Genomic DNA, 22,321 nt, shown 5'->3' with positions numbered 1-22,321 from the left:
CAGAGCTACCAGGACTCGCTACAGGGCCTTCCAGGGTCCACTTTGTCCAGGATCTGGTCGGCGATGACCTTCAACTGACCCAGTTGCTCCGGCGTGAGCGCGTCGATCACGAACTGCCGGACAGCGGCGACATGACCCGGCGCGGCCATCACCAGGAAGTCGTATCCGGGGTCCGTCAGCGTGGCGACGGTGATCCGGCCGTCCCCCTCATCAGGACGCCGTACGACGAACCCGCGCCGCTCGAGCCGCTTGACCACGTGCGACAGGCGGGACAGTGAGCCATTGGCGAATCCGGCCAGATCGCTCATCCGCCGGGACCGATTCGGCGAATCCGACAGCCCGGCGAGCACCAGGTACTCGAAATGGGTCAGACCGGAGTCACGCTGCAGCTGATAGTCGAGCGCCCCAGGCAGCTTGAACATCAGACCGGCCAGCGACATCCAGGCCGTGAGCTCATCAGGCTCGAGCCACCGGGTCCCCTCGTTCATCTCCGCCACGCCGCCAGTTTACCGCATTAGTTGACGCTTCAAGTCTTGAGGCCTACCTTGGGTTGAAACATCAACTCATCACCGAGAGTGGGCTATGAACGTCTTTCTGTGGATCCTGGCCGGAGTCCTGGCCGCCCTGTTCCTGGGTGCCGGCGCGACCAAGCTGACCCAGCCGCGCAGCAAGCTGCAGAAGAACATGGGGTGGGTCGAGGACTACTCCGACACCGGCGTGAAGCTGATCGGCGCGGTCGAGCTCCTGGGCGCGATCGGGCTCATCCTGCCCGCCGTCCTCGACATCGCCCCGATCCTGGTCCCGCTGGCCGCGACCGGATTCGCGATCATCATGGCCGCCGCGATCGTCGTCCACGCCCGCCGCAAGGAGCTGCCGCTGGCGGGCTTCAACGCCGTCCTGCTGGTCCTGGCGGTCGTGCTCGCGATCTTCCGCTTCGGCCCGAACGCCTTCTGAAAGGCCCGCGATACTTGAGCAATGACCTATGACGTAGCGGTGGTCGGGGCGGGCGCGATGGGATCGGCGGTGGCCAGGGCGTTGGCCGCCGCCGGCCGCGAGGTCGTCGTACTGGAGCAGTACACGCTCGGCCATGACCGCGGTGGCTCGCACGGCGGGACCAGACTGTTCCGCCCGGCCGCCGACGACGCCGAGCTGGCCCGGCTGACCGAGCGGGCGCGGCCGCTGTGGCGGGAGCTCGAGGCGGAGTCCGGCGAGACGCTGTTCGAGGTCACCGGTGGCATCGACTTCGGTGTCACCGCTGACACCGTCGAGACCTTCAGGTCATTGCATGCGGCCACCGGCGAGGTCCTGACCGCAGAGGCAGCCACCGAGCGCTGGCCGGGATTCCGCTTCACCACTCCGGTGCTGCACCAGCCCGGCTCCGGCCGCCTGTACGCCGATCGCACGGTGAAGGCACTCCAGACCACAGCCGCCCGTCTCGGCGCGGAGTTCCGTGGCCAGTCCCCCGTCACAGCGGTCCGGCGACACAACGGGCTGGTGGAGCTCGCCGTACCGGGTGGAGCAGTCCGCGCGGCACAGGTCGTGGTGACCGCCGGGGGCTGGGCTCCGAAGCTCTTAGACGGCCTGGTCGAGCTACCGCCGTTCAGAGTGACGCAGGAGCAGCCGCGCTTCTTCACACCGGTCTCACCAGACCTGTCCTGGCCGAGCTTCATAGACCAGAGCGCAAGCAGCTATGGCCTGTTCGAGGACGGTTCTGGCGTCAAGGTCGGCCTACACGCCACCGGCCCGGAGGTGGACCCGGACACGCGGGACTTCCAGGTGGAGCCTGAGCGGGACGCCGAACTGATCCGGTACGTCGAGTCCACGTTCCCCGGGCTGGACACCAGCCGCACGACGGCGATCAGCTGTCTCTACGACAACACGCCGTCCGGGGCATGGGTCATCGAGCGGTCCGGCCCGATCACCGTCGCCGCCGGGTTCTCCGGCACGGGGTTCAAGTTCGTGCCGCTGGTCGGTCAGCTCGTGCGGGACCTGGTCACTCAGAGGTAGAGGCCGGTCTGCCCGTCTTCGAGGCGGTTGGCGGCGACCGCGTGCAGGTCGCGCTCGCGCAGCAGGATGTAGTCGTCGCCGCGCACCTCGACCTCGGCGCGGTCCTCCGGGTCGAACAGGACCCGGTCGTCGACCTCGACGGTCCGGACGTTGGCGCCGATCGCGACAACCTTCGCCCAGGCCATCCGGCGGCCCATCTGGGCCGTAGCGGGGATCAGGATGCCGGCGGACGACTTGCGCTCGCCCTCAACCTCTGCGGAGACCAGGACGCGGTCGTGCAGCATCCGGATCGGCAGCTTGTCGTCGGAGAGCTTCTTGCGAGCAGTCACCGGCGTCCCACCAGGCGACGGATCACGAGCAGCACGCCGACCAGGCCGACGACAGCACCGGCGACCGCGACGATCTTCTGGGTGCGCAGCTGACCGGTCTCGTCGAACACCTGCGACTTGGCCTGCTCGACCTGCCGCTTGGCCACGTTCTTCGGGTGCGCCCGGTCGACCAGCTCGTCCACAGTCGAGGCCAGCCGTGCCCGGGTGGCGGCGATGTCCGCTTCGATCTGCTCGGCAGTGCGAGCCTTCGTCTCCGACATGACCCCATCTTCGCAGGTCAGGCCAGCAAGTCCACGACCACCTTGATGTCGTCCGGCTCCCGGACCAGCGCCGACGGCCAGTCCGACAGCGGAACCGTCCGGGTGATCAGTCGCCGCAACCACGCCGGATCGGCCGCCTGCAACACGTCCACCGCATCCGCGTAGTGCCGCTTCGCGGCGTTGACCACTCCGAACACCGCGACATTGCGCACCACGAGCTGCCGAATCAACGCATCAAGCTGTACGTCGATCGACGCCGGCCCCGGTGAGATGCCGATCAGGCACATCACCCCGGCCGGCCCCAGCAGCTTGGCGCAGTCGAACACGACCTGCCCCACCCCGGTCGCCTCAACCACCACATCCGGTACGACGGGGAGCTCGGAAAGGTCAGTCAGATAGTTGGCGCCGAGTGCGCGAACCAGTTCCGGCTTGAGCCCGTCCCGCATCCGATCGAGGACATGAACGTCGTACCCGCGCTGTCTGGCGACCATGGCGGCCAGGAGCCCGATCGGCCCGGCCCCGGTGATCAGGACGTGCTCTGGTCCGTACCAGGACCGGCGGCCGACCACATCGATCTGTTCCCAGCACTTGGTGAGCACACTGGCCGGCTCCACGAGGACACCGAGGCTTCCGAGCTCAGCCGGCACCGGTACGGCGAAGTACGGGTCGACTCGCCAGCGTTCGGCGCCGTACCCGTCCATCTCCTTGATGCCGCGCTCGGTGTAGCGGCCGTTGCGGCAGAAGTCCCACTCACCGCGCGCACAGGCCGGGCAGGGCTCAGGGTCGGGCCTGCGGACCACTCCGGCGACCAGGTCGCCCGTTGCGAAGCCAGACCCGGCCGGTGCCTCAAGAACGCGGCCCAGTGACTCATGACCGATCACCAGTTGGTCATGGCCGGGCCGACCGGTGCCGAAGTGGCCAGACACCAGCTCGAGGTCGGTCCCGCAGATGCCTGTGAACAGGCCTTCCACAAGGACCGACCCATCTTCGGCCGGAGGCTCTGCAACCTCTCCCAACCGCGCCGAGTCCGCCTTGCCTGGAGTGACAGTCATGGCCCGCATGGCGTCAGGCTAACCGGGTCATGTCCACTGTGACTTCAATTGCTGTGGCTGCACCGCCGGAGTAGATGCCCTTCAACGGGGACACGTCGGCGTAGTCGCGACCTGTGGCCACCCAGACGTGCCGGTGCGCGATCGGGATGTCGTTGGTCGGGTCGAAGCCCCACCACTCGCCAGTCCAGGTCTCGATCCACGCATGGCTCTCACCGACGACCGTCTCCCCCACTGCCGCGTTGGGCTTGGTGTGCAGGTAGCCGGAGACGTAGCGGCTCGGGATACCGACAGAACGCAGCATGGCGAGCGTGAGGTGCGCGTAGTCCTGACACACCCCCTCGCCGGCCTGCCACGCGTCGATCGCCGACGAGTGCACGCCGGTGGTGCCGCGCTGGTACTTGAGGGTGTCGTGCACCCACTTGGAGATCGCAAGCACCGTCTCCTGAGGCGTGTGGCCCTTGCGCAGTCGACGAGCCACGCTGGCCAGCTCGCGGTGCTTCGGAACGTAGGTGGTGAACTCGAGGTACTCGGCGTACAGGTCGACGGACTCCGCCGACCGCACCTCGTTCCAGGTCGCATCGATCGGCGGGAGCGGCTGTCCGGCCGTCTCGACCACGGAGGACGCCACAACCTTCAACTCGGTGTGCGGAGTGAACAGGTCGAAGGCGTTGACCTCAGTGCCCCAATAGTCCGTGTACTTGTACGCACGGGTCGCCGGGACAGTCTCCAGCCGCGCGACCATCAGGTTCTGCCGGTCGTCACTGCGCGGGGTGAGCCGAGCCTCGTTATAGGACTGAGCGACCGGCCCGTCGTACCGGTAGCCCGTTGTGTGCACCACCCGGAGACGCCACTTCACAGGTTCACCTCCGCGTTGTTCCACTCGATCCACGGCACCGCATGGAAGTACTGACGAGACACTGCCTCGCCGACGTCGCGCACCGTGGTCTGCAACGCCTGCAGGCGGCCAGTGAGGTTGTCCAGCAGTTCAGCCGGCTGCAGGAACTCCAGATCGCTGCGCGCCTTCCCCAGCAACCGCGACGCCTCTGCGCCGGTACCGATCCGGGCCGTCGGGCCGCGGTTCAGCTCCTCAAGACAGGCCTCCGCCTGCAGCAGTGCGTGGAACGCCGACCGCGGGAACAGCCGATCCAGGAGCAGGAACTGCACCACGCGGGACGCGTCCAGTGCACCCCGATACGTCCGCAGATACGTGTCATGGGCACCAGCTGAGCGCAGTACGGTCACCCATCCCGGAGAGGTCGGCTTGTCACCCACGCGGGACATCAGCAGGCGCACGATCATGTCGACGCGCTCCACCGACCGCCCCAGCACCAGGAACCGCCAGCCGTCGTCCCGGCTCATCGTGGAGTCGGCCAGCCCCGCAAACGTCGCCGCCCGGTCCTCCACAAAGCTCAGGAACCCGTGCGGCCCCATCCGCCGCGCAGCACGCTGCCGCTCCGGTACGGCGTTGTATGTCGCGTTGATGCACTCCCAGAGCTCGCTCGAGACCACCTCCCGCGCGACCCGGGTGTTCTCCCGCGCACTGGAGATCGACGAGATGATCGAACCGGTCTCCGGTGACATGGCGACCAGCTCGGTCAGCCCCCACACGTCCAGCGGTGCACCGTCCGGCGGGTTGATCCCGAGGACATGGAGCAGTGTCCGGCTGGCCGTGTCGGCATCGACCGACGCATCCTCCAGCAACTGATGGACGGAGACATCGAGAATCCGCGCGGTGTCGTCCGCACGTTCGACGTACCGGCCGATCCAGTACAGCGATTCGGCGTTGCGAGCGAGCATCGTCAGCACCTCCCCATCACTGTTGCTGCTGCTGGGCGATATTGAGTTCCGGACCGCGCTCCGGAGTGGATGCCTCTTCCGACTTCACACCGGATCCCCCGAGCCCCGGACCGCTGAGCTCGGAGATCGCCGCCGAAGCACGCGGCGCCAGGACCCAGGTGTCCTTGGAGCCGCCACCCTGGGACGAGTTGACGATCAGACTGCCTTCCGGGATCGCCACTCTGGTCAGTCCGCCGGGCAGTACAAAGACAGACTCCCCGTCGTTCACCGCGAACGGCCGCAGGTCCACATGCCGCGGCTGCAGCCGCTCACCGACCTTGGTCGGCACAGTCGACAGCTGCACGACGGGTTGTGCGATCCATCCGCGTGGATTCGTCTTGATCCGGCGCCGCTGGGCCTGGAGCTCCTTGGGCGAGGCATCTGGCCCGAAGACGATGCCATAGCCGCCCGAACCCTCCACCGGCTTCGTGACGAGCTCGTCGATCCGGTCCAGCACCTCATCGTGCTCAGCAGGCAGCCAGCAGCGGTAGGTGTCCACGTTGGGCAGCAGCGGCGCTTCGCCCAGGTAGTACTTCAGGATCTCCGGCAGGTACGTGTAGACCAGCTTGTCGTCGCCGACACCGTTGCCGATCGCATTGGCGATCACCACGTTGCCTGCCCGCGCCGCGTTCACCAGGCCCGCGACACCGAGAACGGAGTCCGGTTCGAAGTGCACTGGGTCGAGGAACTCGTCGTCGATCCGCCGGTAGATCACATCGACCCGCTGCTCGCCCTCGGTGGTCCGCAGGTAGATGACGTTGTTGCGGGCAAACAGGTCGCGGCCCTCGACCAGCTCCACGCCCATCTGGCGCGCCAGCAGCGAGTGCTCGAAGTACGCCGAGTTGAAGACACCAGGCGTCAGTACGACGACGTTCGGGTCAGTGGCCCCGGGTGGAGCCGCAGCGCGGAGTGATCTGAGCAGGTGGACCGCATAGTCGCCCACTGGGCGCACCCGGTGCTTGGCGAAGAGGTCCGGGAACACCCGCGCCATGGTCCGACGGTTCTCCATCACGTACGACACCCCGGACGGGCTGCGCAGGTTGTCCTCCAGCACTCGGAAGTCACCCTGCTCGTCCCGGACCACGTCGATACCGGCCACGTGGATGCGGACGCCGTTCGGCGGGACGATGCCTGCGGCCTGCCGGTGGAAGTGTTCGCAGGAGGTGATCAGCCGCCGCGGCAGTACGCCGTCCTTGATGATCTGCTGGTCGCCGTAGATGTCAGCGAGGAACGCCTCCAGCCCGCGAACGCGCTGCACGATCCCACGCTCCAGCCGGGCCCACTCCGACGCAGTGATCACCCGCGGCACCAAGTCCAGCGGGAACGGCCTCTCTTCACCGGACAGGCTGAAGGTGATGCCCTGGTCGACCAGAGCCCGGTCCAGCGCCTCAGACCGCGTGGTCAGGTCGCCCGGACGTAGCGGGCTGAGGGAGTCGTGCAGCCGCTTGTACGCCGGCCGGACACCGTCGACAGGGTCGAACATCTCGTCGTACGCGGAGGCATGCGGACGCTGTGGGTCGAGGTACCCAGCGAACAGCTCCGCAGGGCGGGAAGATGCGCGGCTCATCTGCGCATCTTCACCCACCTACACCATGTCCGCACCTGGAACTCAGAGCGTCCCCCCGGTGACGCGGTCAGAGTTTTCACGCACGTAACATTGGCGGCATCTCACTCGATCCGTGGAGGGCCTGATGTCCGAGCGTTTGTCCGTCGGCGATGCCGCACCTGATTTCACCCTCCAGGATGCCGACGGCAACGAGGTCGCACTGCAGGATCTGCGCGGCAAGAACGTGATCGTGTACTTCTACCCGGCCGCGATGACCCCGGGCTGCACCAAGCAGGCCTGCGACTTCCGCGACTCGCTCGACTCCCTGCAGGCCGCCGGCTACGCCGTACTGGGGATCTCCCCCGACAAGCCCGCGAAGCTGGCCAAATTCCGTGAGCGCGACGGCGTGACGTTCCCGCTGCTCAGCGACCCGGAGAAGGAGACGCTGACGGCGTACGGCGCCTTCGGCGAGAAGACGATGTACGCCAAGAAGGTGACCGGGGTGATCCGGTCGACGTTCGTGGTCGACCCGGACGGGAAGATCGCGGTCGCGCAGTACAACGTGAAGGCGACCGGCCACGTGGCCAAGCTGCGGCGCGATCTGGGTCTCTGAGCCTCTGGTTCCTGATTCACCGTTCCGGGCCCGTCCCCGGAGGGAAACCTTCGACCGTTTCATGCAAGCAGTCCAGACCGCGAACTCACTACTGTGATTTGGATCACAGCAACAGTTGAGCTGGCTGCAGCTGGCACGTCACCCACGGTGAGATTTCCCGCTTTCCTGTGAACGAGCAGTACTCCGGAGACCGTTGCAGTCTTCCGGAGGACTCGTTTCGGTTCGCTGCGAACTTCGCTCTGACCTGCCTAAACCGGGTACTCTGCGCGCGCAGTGAGCCTCTGGGAGGGAGGGACCAACCGCGATGGGAAAGCATTCCTCTGCGGTAACGCGAAGTAACACAACCAAGACCAACCGCCGACCGGTGTACATCACCGCGGTCGGACTACTGGTGCTCGCGATCGGCGGCGTCTTCGTGGTCCGGTCCTTCGGTTCGGAAGCAGGTGCCGACGGGATCCTCGGCGGCAAGGCGTGCTCTGATCCCACCCAGGTCAAGCTGACGGCCGCGCCCGAGCTACAGCCTGCGCTGGAGACCGCGGCCAAGTCACTGTCGGCCAAGGGCGGCAAGGACGGCGTCCCGTGCCTGCAGTTCACGATCACCGGCACCCCGGCAGCCAAGGTCGCTCGCGAGCTGGCCAGTGGCACCGGCGAGCGGCCTGACCTGTGGATCCCCGACTCGTCGCTGTGGGTCTCACAGGCCGACGACGGCGAGTCCGTCCCCACCATCGCCGTACCGTCGGTCGCCAGTTCGCCGATGGTCCTGGTCGGCCAAGGCGCGAACTTCGCCGACACCTCGACCTGGCTGCGCGCGTTCGGCGGCGCCCAGCCGGCGCTGCTCGACCCCTTGGGTACGTCGCCCGGCGCGCTGGCGCTGCTGGCGATCCAGTCCGAGCGGCAGAAGACCTCGACATCGGACACCGAGGTCAACACGGTCGTCGTGCCGCTCGCGCAGCGGCTCGGTTCGATGCCCAAGCCGTACACCGACGTCAACGCACTGTTCGGCCGGGCCGCGCAGGACGGCAGCACCATCATCGTGCCGGCTTCGGAGCAGGCCTTCGTCAAGTACCAGGAAGAGAACCCTGAGGGCGGTCTCAAGGCTGTCATGCCGGGCACCGGCACCCTCACGCTCGACTACCCGATTGTGGTCACGGCCAGGACCGACACATCGAAGGCCAGCGACGCCGGCAAGGCACTCGGCGTCGAGATGTTCGAGGACGCCGCCAGCCAGGCGCGTGACCAGGCCGGTTTCCGCGATCAGCTCCTCGGCCAGCTCAGCGGTGGCCGCGGCGTCGGCGAGATCGAGCAGCTCCCCAAGCCGAACGGCGAGGCGATCAACCGCATCCTCGGCAGCTGGAGCAAGCTGTCGCTGGCGACCCACTCGCTCGCGGTGATCGACGTCTCCGGCTCGATGTCGGAGAAGGTCGGCAACAAGACCCGCATGCAGCTCACCATCGAGGCGGCGACCAGCGGCCTGTCCTTGTTCCCGGACACCGCATCGCTGGGCCTGTGGACGTTCTCATCGAACGTCGCCAAGGACGGCGCCGATTACAACAAGCTGATCCCGATCAAGCCGTTGTCGCCCAAGCAGCGCAAGACGATCGGCAACGTTCTCAAGGCCCAGAAGCCGATCCCGAACGGCGGCACCGGCCTCTACCAGACCGCGATCGCAGCCGTTCAGGCCGTCCGCAGCGACTACGACCCGAACGCCATCAACTCGATCCTGCTGTTCACCGACGGCAAGAACGACGACCCGGGCAGCGCGGACCTCGAGGCAACGATCAAGACCCTGCAGAGCCTCAACAACCCCGACCGTCCGGTCCGCATCATCGCCCTCGGCATGGGACCCGACATCAACCCGGAGGAACTCAACCGGCTGGCCCAGGCCACCGGCGGCCGGGCCTACATCGCCAAGGACCCCGGCGTCCTGCGTCAGGTCTTCATCGACGCCCTCCAGAACCGCTGAGCACGGCTCCCCTAGGATGTCTGTCCTAGGGGAGCAAGCAGTCCCTCTGGCCAGAGTGGTGGAACGGCAGACACGCCGGCTTTAGGTGCCGGTGCCCTTTGGGTGTGCGGGTTCGAGTCCCGCCTCTGGCACAACAGCAGTCCTAGTCGGAGCACGCCACAGGGTCGTCGAAGTGGCCAGGAGTTCCGGGGTAAGCACTGCCCGTGCCGTGTCCGTGGTCCTGGTTGTAGGTCAGGGCCAGTTCTCGGTACGCCGACGTCCCGGCGGTGGTGACGTCGGTCGACGCCCGGCCCGCCCCCGAACCCCACGCCAGCTGCTGCAGGAAGTTCTGCATCGCGGGCGAGTGCTGCCGTACGTCGTTGAAGCCGCCGTACGCCGCGTTGCAGTGGCTGAACAGGTTGTAGGCGCCGTTCCAGTCGATGAGGCGGTCCCCCGGGTTCGGCCCGTTCTCTGCCCGGTCGGCCTGCATGACGTCGCGATCCCAGCCACCGTAGATCCAGTCGGTGCCCTGGTGGTGCTGGTTGTTGAGCAGCGTCGCCGGCGCGGCCGTGTCGTCGGCCTTGCCGGTCAGCTGGAACCACTCGCACGGGTCGACAGTGACTCCGGCCGTGGTGACCGGCCAGGCACCCGGCGCGCAGTTGCCCGGGTACGCGCCACGCGGGTTGAAGTCGAGGATGTCCGAGCCGAGTACGTCTCGCTTGGCCGGATCCGATTCACCGACGCCACCGAAGGTGTGGTCGACGAAGCGGTCGTTGGTCCCTCGGGACTCGGCCTTGAAGACACCGCCCACCAGACAGTCCGCTGTGGCGGCGTCGAGGACCGGGTCACACCCCTTGCCGCCCCAGAGGACGTCCTCGCCGTCGTCGCCGAAGACCTGGTCGCCGCCGCTCTCGCCGTTGGCCAGGTCGTCGCCGAAGCCCGCATGAAGGTTGTCCGCACCCGGGCCGCCACGCAGGCGGTCGACGCCACCCTCGGTGATGCCGTCGTGCGGCATCTCCGCGGCCGTGGCCGCACCGATCCACTGATCGCCGTCGACGTCGTGCTCGAGGTCGATCCGCCGGTCGTACAGACCCCGCCGGAACCCGACGTAGGTCTCGGCCGGTGGTGAGTTCGTGGAGATGCTGAACTGCGCCGGTGCGTCGCCGGTGTCCAGGTACTGGTTCACCACGCCACCCCGGTCGCCGAGGATCGTGTCCTCGCCGGTCTCGCCGTTGACGGTGTCGTCGCCGAGTTCGCCGTACAGGTCGTCGTCGTCGGTTCCGCCGAGGATGGTGTCGTTGCCGTCCTGTCCCCAGATCCCGTCGTCGCCGGCCTCGCCGTACAGGGTGTCGTTGCCGAAGGCACCTGATACCTCACAGGTCGCCTGGGCGTCGGTGCAGAACCGGGTGCTCGGGTCACCGAGGTCCGGGTCGTGGGTCCGCGCCACCGTGGCTCCGGGCGGCGGAGCGCCGTTCGGATAGCGATCGGCGTAGATCCGCTCGGTCTGGCCTGTGATCGTTCGCACCAGTGAGCCGTTGTCGCCCAGTACGACGTCGTCCGCGCCATCGGCCTCGATCGTGTCACCAGTGTCCCGGAACCCCTTCGCCGAACTACCACCGATCAGGTCGTCTTGTCCGTCCGGAGCGGTCGCGCCTTCCAACAGCACTGCCGCACTCGCTGTCCCCGGCCATCCGGGATCAGCCAGCGGTGCCACCGTCGTGAACGGGGAGTCGCCCGCGAGCGAGAGGTCGCCACGCAGTATGTCGGCACCACCGTTGCCTTCGAGGTGGTCGGCCTGGGCACCACCGGAGACGAAGTCGCCACCGTCCTGTCCCCAGACCGTGTCGACCCCTTCACCGCCAGACAGCCGGTCGGCACCGAACCGGTCGGCCGGACCCGCGACCAACTTGTTCGCACCCAGGTCGTACAGATCGACGATCCGTGTCGCCATCGGCGTTCCGGCGACCTTCGTGCCCTGCCGGACGGTCGCCCGGGTCGGCGTCTGGCCGACCGCCGGCCTGCGGATCTGGCCGTTGTCACCGGTCACGATGTCGTCGCCCGGACCACCGAAGATCGCATCGGCCGTGTCCAGTTGGCCTACCCCAGCCGTCAACTGGGTCGAACTGCCACCGACCAGATCGTCGTCGGCCAGGTCGCCTTCGATCCAGTCACTCGCCTGGCCACCCTCGACGTAGTCGTCGTCGCCGTCACCCTTGGCGCGGTCCTCGCCGCCCTGGCCGTACAGCACGTCCTGCCCATCGCCGCCGAACATCTGATCGTTGCCGGCGACACCCGCGGCCGGAGTCAGGCCGAGGTCGAGCAGCGTGACCGTGTGTCCGGAGGCGAATCCGCGCTGTCGCGTCACCGGTGTCGTCGCCGCCGGGTCAGTGGTCAGCGCGAGGATCGCGTTGTCCCCGGTCATCAAGTCCGGCCCGGCATCGCCGAACAGCACATCGCCTGTGTCCGGCCGCCCGACTCCCGCAGCGGCCTGCTGGAACGACCCGCCTGCGATCGCGTCCTCTCCATCGTTGCCGTGGACAACATCGGCCGCGTTGTTGCCTTCCAGGTGGTCGTCGCCGCCGTTGCCGTTCACGAGATCAGGACCAAGACCGCCGTACGCCGTGTCGTTGCCGTCACCACCGTGGATCCGGTCACCCGTTCCGGCCGCCGGTGTCACACCGTCGAGATCGACGGGGACCGCCGGGGCATCGGCCGGGTCGGCCGGGTCGTCCACGGTGCCGTTGTCGCCGATCAAGCGGTCGTTGCCGGTGTCGCCGTACAGGTCGTCGTCACCGGTGTCGGTCCGGCCGGCCGCGCGGGTACCGCCGTACACCAGGTCGTCGCCGGCGCCGCCGGTTGCCCAGTCCTTGCCGTTGTTGCCCTCGACCACATCGGCCTCGGTGCCGCCGTACGCGACATCGTCGCCGGTGTTGCCGAAGACCTGGTCCAGCCCGGCATCGCCGTACAGGACATCGGTCTCGGTGCCGCCCCAGAGCCGGTCGGCGTCACCGCCGCCACGCAAGGTGTCCTTGCCCTGCTGGCCGCAGGCAAGGTCGTTGCCTCCAGCAAGCTCAGCCAGGTCGTTCGCGCCACCCGCCGAGACCGTGTCGATGCCGGCTCCACCGAGGATCCGGTCGTTGCCGTCACCGGTCCCTGCGCTGGTGCTCTCGCCCACCGAATCCGAGGTGACCGATGCGCCTGGCGCGCACAGCTCGTCGTCGATGCGCTTGTCGCCGAACATCTTGGCCGGGCCGTCACCACCGATCAGGTGGTCGTTACCCAGGCCACCGACCAGCGTCTTCGCGTTCGACGGCACGCCGGCCGGCAACGGCAGTTTGTTAACGGTCCTGGTGGCGCCGAAACCGTCGTCAGGTCCGTCGGTTCCACTCACCTCGGCGGGTTCGGCGACCACATAGTCGTCGCCCGGTCCGCCGTACACCTCGTCGGTGCCGTAGCCGCCGAGCAGGATGTCCCGCCGGCCGCCACCGATGAGCTTGGCGGTCTGGTCACCTTGTGAGTGGCTGGTGATGTTGTCGAAGCCCTGGCTGCCCCAGACCCGGTCGCTGCCGGTGCCTGTGTCGACGGTGTTCGTCGCCGGATCGGAACCGGTGGTGTCGGCCGGTCCGGGATCGTCCACACCGAACTCCGTCTGCGTGGCGGTGAAGATCCGGTCCCCATTCGAGCCACCGGTGATCCGGTCGTTGCCCTGGCCGCCGACGATCGTGTTCACGCCGGCCTTCCGGGCGCCGTCCGGCTGGTCGGCCGCGACACCGATCTTGTCGTTGCCGCCGTTGCCCACGGCCTTGTTGATCCCCAGACCGAGCCCGATCGTGTCGTCCCCGGCCGGGGCCACCTCGGCCTGCGTGGTCGGGTCGGCGGGCTGCTCCCAGTTGAAGACCGAGGTCAGGTCCGAGGTGCCGTTGCCGTCCTGGGCATTGTGTTTCACCTGACGGTTCTTCCGCGCTGTTCCCAGGGAGGAGTCTCCACCGACCAGGGCATCGCCATTGCCGACGGTGATGGTGTCGTTGCCGGATCCACCGGCGACCGTCGCCTTGGAGGCCGCGCCGCCGGTGTCCCCGGTGACGATGATGTCGTTGCCACCGCGACCGTCGACGTACGAGAGTCCGCGACCGGTGGTGATGACATCGTCCTTGGTGCCACCGATCACGACGGCGTCCTTGTCGTAGACCGCCGGTGTCTTGCCCGCGGCGTCGCCGCTCTCCTTCTTGCCGTCCCCGATGAAGGTGATGTTCATCGGTTTGGCGTAACCCTCCCCGTCGACCACCACGCGCTTCAGGCCCGGATCGAGGTACTCGCGCCGCTCGCCGAGCATCTCCACCGAGAAGCCGTCGAAGTCACCGTTGGCGCCGGTCAGGTCGTCGGGCTTCTGGGCGTAGTGCAGCGACACCACCTTGACGGTGTCTTTCTCGACCGCGGCGGCCTCGTTGCCCCAGGGTGCTCCGCGTTGGCCGTCCGTGCCGAACTGCCCGGCGAAGACGACCAAGGTGTCGCCGACCGTGCCGCCGAGTTTCGGCGGTGGCGGCTCACAGTCCGGTTTCACCGAGAAGTCGAGCAGCGTCACATCGGCCAGCGTGAAGCTGAACGAGACCGAGAAGATGCTCACCCCGATGGTGATGTAGACCCGCAGGAACAGCGACAAACGGCCGCTCATCGTGAACAAGCACATCGGGTTGTTCAGGGCGGCATGCAGGAACTCGCTGACCCGGAACTTGCCGTCGTCGTTCGGGTCGTTCCAGTAGAAGCCGATCGTGAGCCGCAGACCGCCCTCGATCCCGACCGTGATGATGACCGCGCTCACCGCTGCCCCGGCTGCGATCTCACCGGTCAGCTGGACGACCGGAATCGGCGTACCGGCGTCGTCGACGGTCTTGAAGAACAGGCCGTCCATGACGTCGACCGCCTCGACCGGGGCGCCGTTCTGGGCCGCCTCGACCGCCTTGCGGATGCCGTAGGTGTCCAGGCCGGCGACGATCCGCAGGCTGACACTTGCCGAGCCCGCCAGCGTCACGAAGACCGGCGGTGGCGCGTAGACCGGCCCGAAGGCCTGCCGCCAGCTGAAGCCGAGTGTCAGCGGGCCGGAGTCGAACTCGACCAGCGTGACGTCGCCACCCATCAGCAGGTTGAACGCCTTCGCCGGCTGCTCGAGGATCGGGAAGGTGAAGCCGGACTTCTCGGCATCGCCCTTGTCCGGAGCCAGCCCGGTGCCACCGAAGATCGGCTTGCCGGCCGCGGCCGGGTTCTCGTTCTTGCCGTTCAGGGCGCTCTTCACCTCGGTGCCGGACTTGGCGTTCACCGTCTTGTACATCTTGTCCGCGGTGGTCGGCGAGTTACTGGTGTCGAGTGCCTTGTCACCGGCGATCTCGAAGTCGCCCAGCGGCACGTAACAGTCGTTGTCCGCGTCCGGACTGCAACTCGGCAGCCGGTTGATGAACTCGATCACCGACTTGATCGTGTCGACGAAGTCGAGTTTCGGGCCACCGGCCAAGGTGCTGAACGACTTGGCCAGCGTCATCAAGGTGACGTCGCCGCCACCGGCCATCCGGCTCAGGTCGGACAGCACCGGGATCGGCGCGTACAAGGTGTCCATGACCGGCTGGAGCGGCCCGGTGACGCGCTTCATCTCCTTGACCACGTCACCGAGCAGACCCTCGAAGAAGCTGCCGGCACTGATCCCGACGTCCTTGAAGGCGATGTACGGCGCCCCGGAGTCCTGCGGGGCCTTGTTGTCGAACGCCCACTGCAGCTGGAAGTTCGCGCGGACGCCGGGGAAGGCAGAGTCCACCTGGGCCGCGACGATCCAGTCGATCGTGAACGCACCGGCCAGCGACACCCCGAACAGCTCACCGCCCTTGCCCAGGTCGGCGAACTTGATCTTCGCGGTCTCGTTCGGCGTACAAGCGGCCTCGTCGCCCTTGAAGCAGCTGCTCTCCCCCGGCGCCTTCAGGTCGATCTGGAACGCGCCGGCGAACAGCGGCTTGGTGGCGTCGTGCCCGGCACCGGTGGCCTTGTCGACGTTGATCTTGATGAAGGCCAGCTCGGCGACCATCGTGTCCGGCAGGTCGAAGGCGAGACCGACCTGCAGCTCGGGCAGGGCCTTGTTGTCCGGACCCCAGCCGTCGTGAGTGTTGACGAAGAAGCCGTCGGCCTTGGTCAGCCCCAGCTTGAAGTGCAACGCGAACCCGGCGTCGACAGTGATGCCGTCGGTGCCCTCCTTGCCCTGCCGCAGCGCCAGACCGGGGATCCCGATGTCGAGTGGCAAGGTGGTGTGGAAGCAGGGCTTCGGTGCACCGCTGTTCTCGCAGCCCTTGGCCGAGCTCACCTTGCCGCGCTGGGCGGTGAACTCGAGGAAGACCCCTGCGATGTCGTTGATTCCGCAGAGCTCGAGATCGGGCTCCTGCGTCGCTGCGGTGTAGTCGGCTGCGGTGTCAGCACCCTTGTCGTCGTAGGCCAGCGCGTTGCCGACCTTCTTCACGAGCTTGTACGCCGAGTCGCCGGGTGCCTTGCGAAGCACCTTGTAACCCGTTGCATTCGGCACCGATGTCCAGGTCACGTGGTTGAAGTGGGTCGCGTCCAGCGTGGCCGCGCCCTTGACCGTCTGACCGGGATCACTGGGCACGGTGTCATCGTTCGGACCGTCCCCCGCGCCTTGGTACGCAACCACCTTGTATTCGTACGTCGACGTACCGGCGTCTGCGGGATTCGCCGCAACCGTCGGAGCGGCGGCCTTGGCCAGGGTGGCTGTGCAGTCGAATCCGACGGTGACTTCGGTGGCCGCGATCTGCACCTCGGCCAGCGCGGCGGCGAGCTTCGTGTTGATGAAGTCCTTGAACTCCTTGGAGTTCGCCGGCCGGCCACCGCCCGGCAGCTCGTTCCAGATCGAGCTGCGCAGCTTGGTCCGCAGATCGCCGATGAAGTCGGCGCCCTGCTGCAGGTCCTCGCCGATCAGCGGCAGCTTGCCCTGGAAGCTCGCCGTCCGGAAGGCCTGCTCGACCGCGGCCAGATATCCCTCCAGCCCGTCGCCGAAGTTCTTGAAGTCGAGCAATGCGTCTGCCAGCCGCTGACCGAGATCGGCCGGCAGCTCGAGCTCCTTCTTGGCCGCGTCGGGCGCCGGCAGATTGTCGTCGAGATCGAGCAGATCGGCCGGGTTGGTCGAGTCGGGGACCCGCAGCGCTATCTGACCGATCGGCACCCAACCGTTGGGCGCACCGGAGTTGTTCAGGTAGATCGGCAGGCTGCCGCAGACCATCAGCGGCGTATCGAGCGTCTCACCGCAGCTGACCGTTCCGTTGGTGGCGTTGAAGTTCACGCCGACCGCACCGATGAAGTCGCTGAACGAGACCGGAGTGTCCGCCGCTGCGCCGGTCTTGGCGAGCGCGATACTCAGGTCCGCCTTCGCCTGGGCCTTCTCCGAGTCGGGTGCACCTGCGGTCGGGTTGCCCAGCGAGATACTCAGCGGACCGACGACACCCTGGACAGTCCCATTCGTCAGCTGGGCCTTGGCGCCGACACTGATCGACGAGTCCTCCAGCACCTTGAGCGCCGTACCGTCGGCTGGGCCCGCGCCGGCCGCCAGCGGGATCACCAGGCCGACCTTGACTCGGCCGTCCACCTGGACCTGGGCCAGGCCACTGGCCTGCGCGGCGGCGAAGGTCTGATCGCCGCCATTGAGGTTGCCCAGGGCAAGTTTGATCGGGGAGGCCGCGCGGTAGGCACGCTTCCAGTCGACGTCGAGCACCAGGTTCGGCTTGCCGTCCTTCTCCAGGTAGCGGAACTTCACGCTATCGGTGCCGAGGCCCTTGTTCAGCAGCGCCACCGCGTCCTGAATGTTGTCCGGCGTGTTGGCCAGCAACTGGTCGGTGACGTCATCGAGCGCCGAACGCATCATGTACGGCGTACCGGTGGCGGGCGCCGACTCCCAGGGCTTGGTCAACGTCAGGGTCTTGCCGTCCGGCGAGACCGCCTGCACGATGCCGACCTGGGTACCGACCACGATCGACCGGCCGATCAGCGCGGTGGTGAACTTGTTGCCGTCGGCCCGGGTGTTGTCGACGACCGTGCTCGCGCCGTAGGAGACACCGGGGCCGGCGTTGGACTCGTCACTGACCAGCAGGTCACGCAACGACTTGCCCAGCGCGGGAATGTCCTTGTCGAAGACACCGCCACCAGCTGACGGGTTCGACTCGGCAAGCTGCTTCGACAAGGTCTGCAGCGTCTTGATCAGCGCGGTGAACAGCGCCTTCGGATCGGCCGCGTCGTAGTCCAGCTGGAAGATCTCAGACAGGTCGGAGGTATCCAGTGCGACGGAGGTCGGGTCGGTCAGATCGCCCCACTTCGCGGTGAGCTTCGTACTCGCGCCCGCCGGCAGGAACTGTTCGGCATCAGGGACGGCCACCGACAGATCGCCGTACGCGCGGATGTTCGCGTCGACGTCGACCAGGTTCTGCGGGGCGTCGACGAGTTGCTTGAACAACTCGGACAGCCGTAGATCGTGCTGCGCATCGCCCTGCTGCCTGAGACCGACGGTCAGCATGTGACCGGACGGCGTACCGGCCGGGCAGGTGTCGCCCAGCGTGGAGTTGCAGACCTTCAGCGTGCCGGTCAGGTGCACCTTGAAGAAGCCCGCGTTCGCGGTCAGGTCGACGGCCGAGTCGATCGGGAAGTCGGCCGAGAACAAGGGGCCACCGGTCCTGATCAGCACCCGGTCGGTGTTCAGCGGCAGCGCCGGTACGACGATGTCGAGCGGCCCGTTGTGCTGGGTGAACGGGCAAGCCTGGGTGCTGCCGAGGAAACCGTTGCAGGCGGCACCGGTCTTCGGGTCCTGCAGGTCCAGAACCAGCGTGACCGAGGCCGTGAACGACGGCGTCACCTTCGCGAAGGTCTGGTCCGCGTTGGCGTTCACGATGCCGTGGCCACCAGAGTCGATCTTGTTGGCGAACGTCACCGCACCGACGTGCGGCTCCGCGCCCGCGATCACGTACGGCGAGTTGGCGGGCGGCTGACCGCCGGCCCAGTCGGCCTTGAGCGTGATGGTGCTCGCGTCGTTGCTCGCCACCTCACCGGCCGACGTCCCCGCGACCACGCGGCGCCCGAGCCACTGGTTCGGTGCCCAGCCTGCACCGGCCACGGTCAGCGTCTTGGCGCCGTACGCCGCGGTCTTGCCGGAGGCCTCGATGCTGATCGGGTCGAGTTCGACCGGATCAGCCGGCGCGGTCTTCGTCATTCCCAGCGTGAGTGCGAGTTTGCTGGTCGCGACATCCCAGGCCAGGTTGCTCAGTGAGATGTCCGAAGCGTCGTCCAGCTTCTTCAGCAGGTCCTGCAGCGACGTGAAGGTCGGCTTGCCTGCTTGGGCCGGATCCTGGCCTGCGTAGTTCGGGTCGGTCGGGCCGGGCACGGTGTTCTTGGCCAGGAAGTCCTTCAGGACCGCGTTGATCTGGATCGCGTCGGCCAACGTGCCCTTCATGAACGGCAGGTCGAGGTCGCCGGTGGTCGGCAGCGGGCCGCCTTGGTCCGGGTCGAACTTGGCCTTCTGGATCGCGGTCAAGGTGGCGACGACCTGGGCCAGGCCCTCGGCCAGGTCCTGCAGACTCATGTTCTGGAACCGCCCGACGGTGGCGGCGAGGTCGGGTGCGCTGACAACCGGCGTACCGGTGCCGATGTCGTTCCAGTCGACCTGCACCGTCGTACTGATATCGCTCGGGAGCGCCGCCGGGATTCCGGCAGCGGCCGCACCCAGCTGGAAGGTTGCGTGCACCGAACCTCGTGACCCGGCGTCGGAGGCGTCGATCGGCTGGGACCCCTGCGGGTCGAGGCCGACGGTGAGGAGCCCGTCGAGCGAACCGGCCTGGGCCAGCTCGCCGTTGCCGCTGAAGAACAGCTTGCCGTCGTTGTCCGGGTCGCTGACCGTCCCGACGAGGTGGGCGTCGACGTCGAGCGCGGAACCGGTGAGGGAGACGCCCAGAATGCCGATCGCGGCCTTCGCGGACGCGTTGTCGATCGTCGCGTGTGCATCGACATCCAGGCGGGGCGAGTCACCGCTGCGCACCAGGTAGACCTTGTCGTCGCCCGTTCCGGTCCACACCACGCTGATCGCGAGCCGCGACTTCAACGCGATGCTCACACCGTCCGAGACCGACAGCTCCACCTTCGGCGACGCGCTGCTGAGGCGCAGGTCCTGGCCGGTGGCGGTCTTGTCGACGGTGGCAACGATGTCCAGCTTCTTGCCGGTGCCGAGGTCGCTGACCGTGGTTTTCAGATGCCCGGCCCGGCCGCCGTCGATGGTGATGTCCTTGTCCACCGACAGATCGCCGAAGTCCGTTGCCGACTGCAACTCGTCCGTGATCGCCTTGCCGAACAAGTCGTTCAGCCCGAGCAGCCCACCCGGACTCGCTCCGATCAGCGGCAGCGGTTCCTTCAGCTTGTCGACAGCCGCCAGCCCGGAGGTCCACGCCGCCAGACTGTCCGGCGACCCACCGACCCCGAGCATTTTCAGCAGGTCGTCGACACCGTCGTCAGCCGCACGAGCGGGCTGAGCGGTGTAGACCAGCATCCCGGCCAGCAGACCGAGCGCAACCCCAGCCGACAACAACTTCGACGAAGCAAGACGCAACAGACCCATCAGAGCCCACCCCCGCGGCCCAGGGCCCGCGCTCCCCCCTCGGTCGCGCGTTGGGCGACCCCCCGCCGCTGCCCTGAAAGTAGGCCCACGCACAGTGACCACGCAATACCTCACGTGAACTTGAACAACCGTTCACCTCTGCCCGACCGGCGGCCTACACCTTCGGGCACCCGATCCTGCCCCCGTCGACGCCAGGCCCGCGCTTGCTACCTGACAGCCCCGGAGCCGGTCACGGTGGATGGAGAGCCACGGCAGCCTCGGCGTCCCGCCGGCGGCTACGCCGACCGAAGGATTTCCCTGAGTTTCCCGATTTTTCCGCCTGATCGCTTCCAGATCAGGGATTTGGCTCGGATTATTCCGGTCAACCGGCCGCCCGCCCGAAGCGGCCCGATCCGGAGGAGCGCACCCCCATGCGATCTCTCATCCCCCGTCCCCGTGCGCTGGCCGTTGTCCTGACCGGCGCGGCACTCGTCTTCAGCCCGGTCGCCGGTGGCCAGGCGACAGCCAAGGCACCGGCCAGTCCGGTGAACGACTGCTTCGTTCCGCCGGCCGGCGCGTCCGCCAAGGGTGGCCACGGTCCTGACACCCGCGACATCAGCCTGGCCGAGCAGAAGAGCATCGAGGCACAGACAGCACAGTTGCTCAAGGCAAAGGCCTCGCGCGGTATCGCCGTACCGAAAGGTGCCTTGGCCGCCGCGAGCGTCCCGGTCTACGTCAACGTGATGCGCGATGCCGCCGGCAACGGTGACGTCACCGACACGCAAATCTCCCAGCAGATCGCCGTACTGAACAAGACATTCGGCGGGCAGGAGTCATCGGCGGCAGCGAACACCGGCTTCACCTTCACACTGGCCGGCACCTTCCGCTACAGCAACAACAACTGGCACAAGGACAAGCAGAGCAGCACCTACCGCAAGCAGACCCGCAAGGGTGGCAAGAACGCGCTGAACATCTGGCTGGTCGACTTCGCCTACCTGGGCATCGCGACGTTCCCCTGGGACTACGCCCGCAACCCCGGCATCGACGGCATCCGCGTGCAGTACACCTCACTGCCCGGCGGTACGGCGACCAACTACAACCTCGGCGAGACCGCCACCCACGAAGCCGGGCACTGGTTCGGGCTCTACCACACGTTCCAGGGCGGTTGCACGAGCACGAACGACGAGGTCTCGGACACCCCGGCGCAAAGCAGCTCGACCAACGGATGCCCCACCGGCCGCGACTCCTGCTCACTGCCGGGACTGGACCCGATCCACAACTACATGGATTACTCCTACGACTCTTGCTACACCCAATTCACCCCCGGGCAGAGCACCCGGATCAGCAACATGTGGACGGCTTACCGCGCCTGAGTACTCGCTCACAGCAGCCGCTCCGGTCATCACGGAGCGGCTGCTCGCATATACGGACAGTGAGAATCGCCGGATTTCGACGCCTGAATCGTTACTCTCAGTTGTTGTCTATGGCAACGAAGCGCGCATACTGCTACTGAGAGTTCCGGATTGCTGATCGAGCCGAAGCGAGGCCCAGCATGGTCGCACTGTCAGATAGCCGATCTCGGCTGGGCAGCCTCGTCGCTGCTGCCGGGACATTGTCGCTACTGGGCGGCACTGTCGCTCTGGTTGCGCCCGCGGCCGCGTCAGTCGCTCCGCCACTCGTTGCCGTAGGCCCCCAAGCGCCGGGGAACAACGGCACCATCAAGATCGAAGGCGTCGACGTCCAGACCGGGCCGCCGAACAACAATCCGCACCAGGGCTGCACCTTCGTGGTCGAGTTCTACAACTACGACGAAGGCAACCTGTCCGCGACCGTCAACTTCGCGGATCAGGCACCGACCGCCAACGCCGGTCTGCAGGTGCAGTCCGGTGACCTGACGCCGTTCATCGGCGGCGATCCGGCCGGCGGCGGCAACGACCTCGATGCCAAGGTGACCTACACCCTGTCGTTCACCGGCCAGCCGCATCCGCAGCAGGGCTACCACGTGAAGATCACCATCCACGCTCAGGGTTCGATCGGCGCGGACACCAAGCACAAGGTCTTCTGGGTCAAGGGCTGCAACCCTCCCACCACCCCACCGACTACACCGCCGACTACGCCGCC

13 protein-coding genes, 1 tRNA gene and 1 pseudogene are annotated in these 22,321 nt (G+C 67.2%); 7 read left to right on the top strand and 8 right to left on the bottom strand.

All coding sequences use genetic code 11. The features are described 5' to 3' along the window. Positions 1-5: 5 nt before the first annotated feature. Complete coding sequence (locus E1263_RS30415; protein WP_132173603.1) at positions 6-488, bottom strand: MarR family winged helix-turn-helix transcriptional regulator; 483 nt, start codon at positions 486-488, stop codon at positions 6-8. Between the two features lie 94 nt (positions 489-582). On the opposite strand from E1263_RS30415, the gene E1263_RS30410 reads away from it, so the two are divergent. Beyond that, entirely contained in the window at positions 583-954 is a 372-nt protein-coding gene (locus E1263_RS30410; RefSeq protein ID WP_132173589.1) for a DoxX family protein, read from the top strand. A gap of 21 nt (positions 955-975) precedes the next feature. Then, complete coding sequence (locus E1263_RS30405; RefSeq protein WP_132173587.1) at positions 976-2,007, top strand: FAD-dependent oxidoreductase; 1,032 nt, start codon at positions 976-978, stop codon at positions 2,005-2,007. Here the strand turns inward: E1263_RS30405 and E1263_RS30400 are convergent. The 6 genes from E1263_RS30400 to E1263_RS30375 are packed head-to-tail and all read right to left on the bottom strand — an operon-like array spanning position 1,998 to position 7,051. Beyond that, the gene (locus tag E1263_RS30400) at positions 1,998-2,336 is read right to left on the bottom strand and encodes a GroES family chaperonin (RefSeq protein ID WP_132173585.1); all 339 of its coding nucleotides are present in this window, start codon (positions 2,334-2,336) and stop codon (positions 1,998-2,000) included. The two genes, E1263_RS30405 and E1263_RS30400, sit on opposite strands and share 10 nt — an antisense overlap. Next, on the bottom strand, positions 2,333-2,596 hold the full coding sequence (locus E1263_RS30395; protein ID WP_132173583.1) for a DUF3618 domain-containing protein: 264 nt from the start codon (positions 2,594-2,596) through the stop codon (positions 2,333-2,335). Before E1263_RS30395 ends, E1263_RS30400 begins: the two co-directional genes overlap by 4 nt. Positions 2,597-2,613: 17 nt before the next feature. Further along, a complete protein-coding gene (locus E1263_RS30390) occupies positions 2,614-3,657 on the bottom strand; it encodes a glucose 1-dehydrogenase (protein WP_132173581.1) in 1,044 nt (347 codons plus the stop codon). Between the two features lie 4 nt (positions 3,658-3,661). Further along, positions 3,662-4,504, bottom strand: a complete 843-nt coding sequence (locus E1263_RS30385) for a transglutaminase family protein (protein WP_132173579.1) — start codon at positions 4,502-4,504, stop codon at positions 3,662-3,664. Then, positions 4,501-5,445, bottom strand: coding sequence for an alpha-E domain-containing protein (locus E1263_RS30380; RefSeq protein ID WP_132173577.1), 945 nt, complete (start codon positions 5,443-5,445; stop codon positions 4,501-4,503). The genes E1263_RS30385 and E1263_RS30380 overlap by 4 nt, the downstream gene beginning before the upstream one ends. Positions 5,446-5,461: 16 nt before the next feature. Continuing rightward, entirely contained in the window at positions 5,462-7,051 is a 1,590-nt protein-coding gene (locus E1263_RS30375) for a circularly permuted type 2 ATP-grasp protein (protein WP_132173575.1), read from the bottom strand. 124 nt (positions 7,052-7,175) lie between these two features. Between E1263_RS30375 and bcp the strand changes: the two genes are divergently transcribed. From bcp to E1263_RS30360, 3 genes are all read left to right on the top strand, one after another. Further along, positions 7,176-7,643: a thioredoxin-dependent thiol peroxidase gene (gene bcp, locus E1263_RS30370; protein WP_132173573.1), complete on the top strand. Its 468-nt coding sequence runs from the start codon at positions 7,176-7,178 to the stop codon at positions 7,641-7,643. A gap of 364 nt (positions 7,644-8,007) precedes the next feature. Next, entirely contained in the window at positions 8,008-9,606 is a 1,599-nt protein-coding gene (locus E1263_RS30365) for a VWA domain-containing protein (RefSeq protein WP_238161662.1), read from the top strand. Positions 9,607-9,655: 49 nt separating this feature from the next. Beyond that, positions 9,656-9,737, top strand: a tRNA-Leu gene (locus tag E1263_RS30360). 11 nt (positions 9,738-9,748) lie between these two features. Here E1263_RS30360 and E1263_RS30355 read toward each other — a convergent pair. Then, positions 9,749-20,221 (bottom strand): calcium-binding protein, encoded by a 10,473-nt coding sequence (locus tag E1263_RS30355; RefSeq protein ID WP_132173569.1) that lies wholly within the window; start codon positions 20,219-20,221, stop codon positions 9,749-9,751. A 410-nt stretch (positions 20,222-20,631) separates the two neighbouring features. On the opposite strand from E1263_RS30355, the gene E1263_RS30350 reads away from it, so the two are divergent. After that, positions 20,632-21,573, top strand: a complete 942-nt coding sequence (locus E1263_RS30350; RefSeq protein ID WP_132173567.1) for a zinc metalloprotease — start codon at positions 20,632-20,634, stop codon at positions 21,571-21,573. 179 nt (positions 21,574-21,752) lie between these two features. Then, a pseudogene (locus E1263_RS30345) lies at positions 21,753-22,321 on the top strand (hypothetical protein); the annotation flags it as partial.

The organism is Kribbella antibiotica (assembly GCF_004349055.1).
GTDB lineage: Bacteria > Actinomycetota > Actinomycetes > Propionibacteriales > Kribbellaceae > Kribbella > Kribbella antibiotica.
The sequence above is the reverse complement of the archived record's forward strand: the minus strand, read 5'-3'. Positions and strand labels throughout refer to the sequence as shown.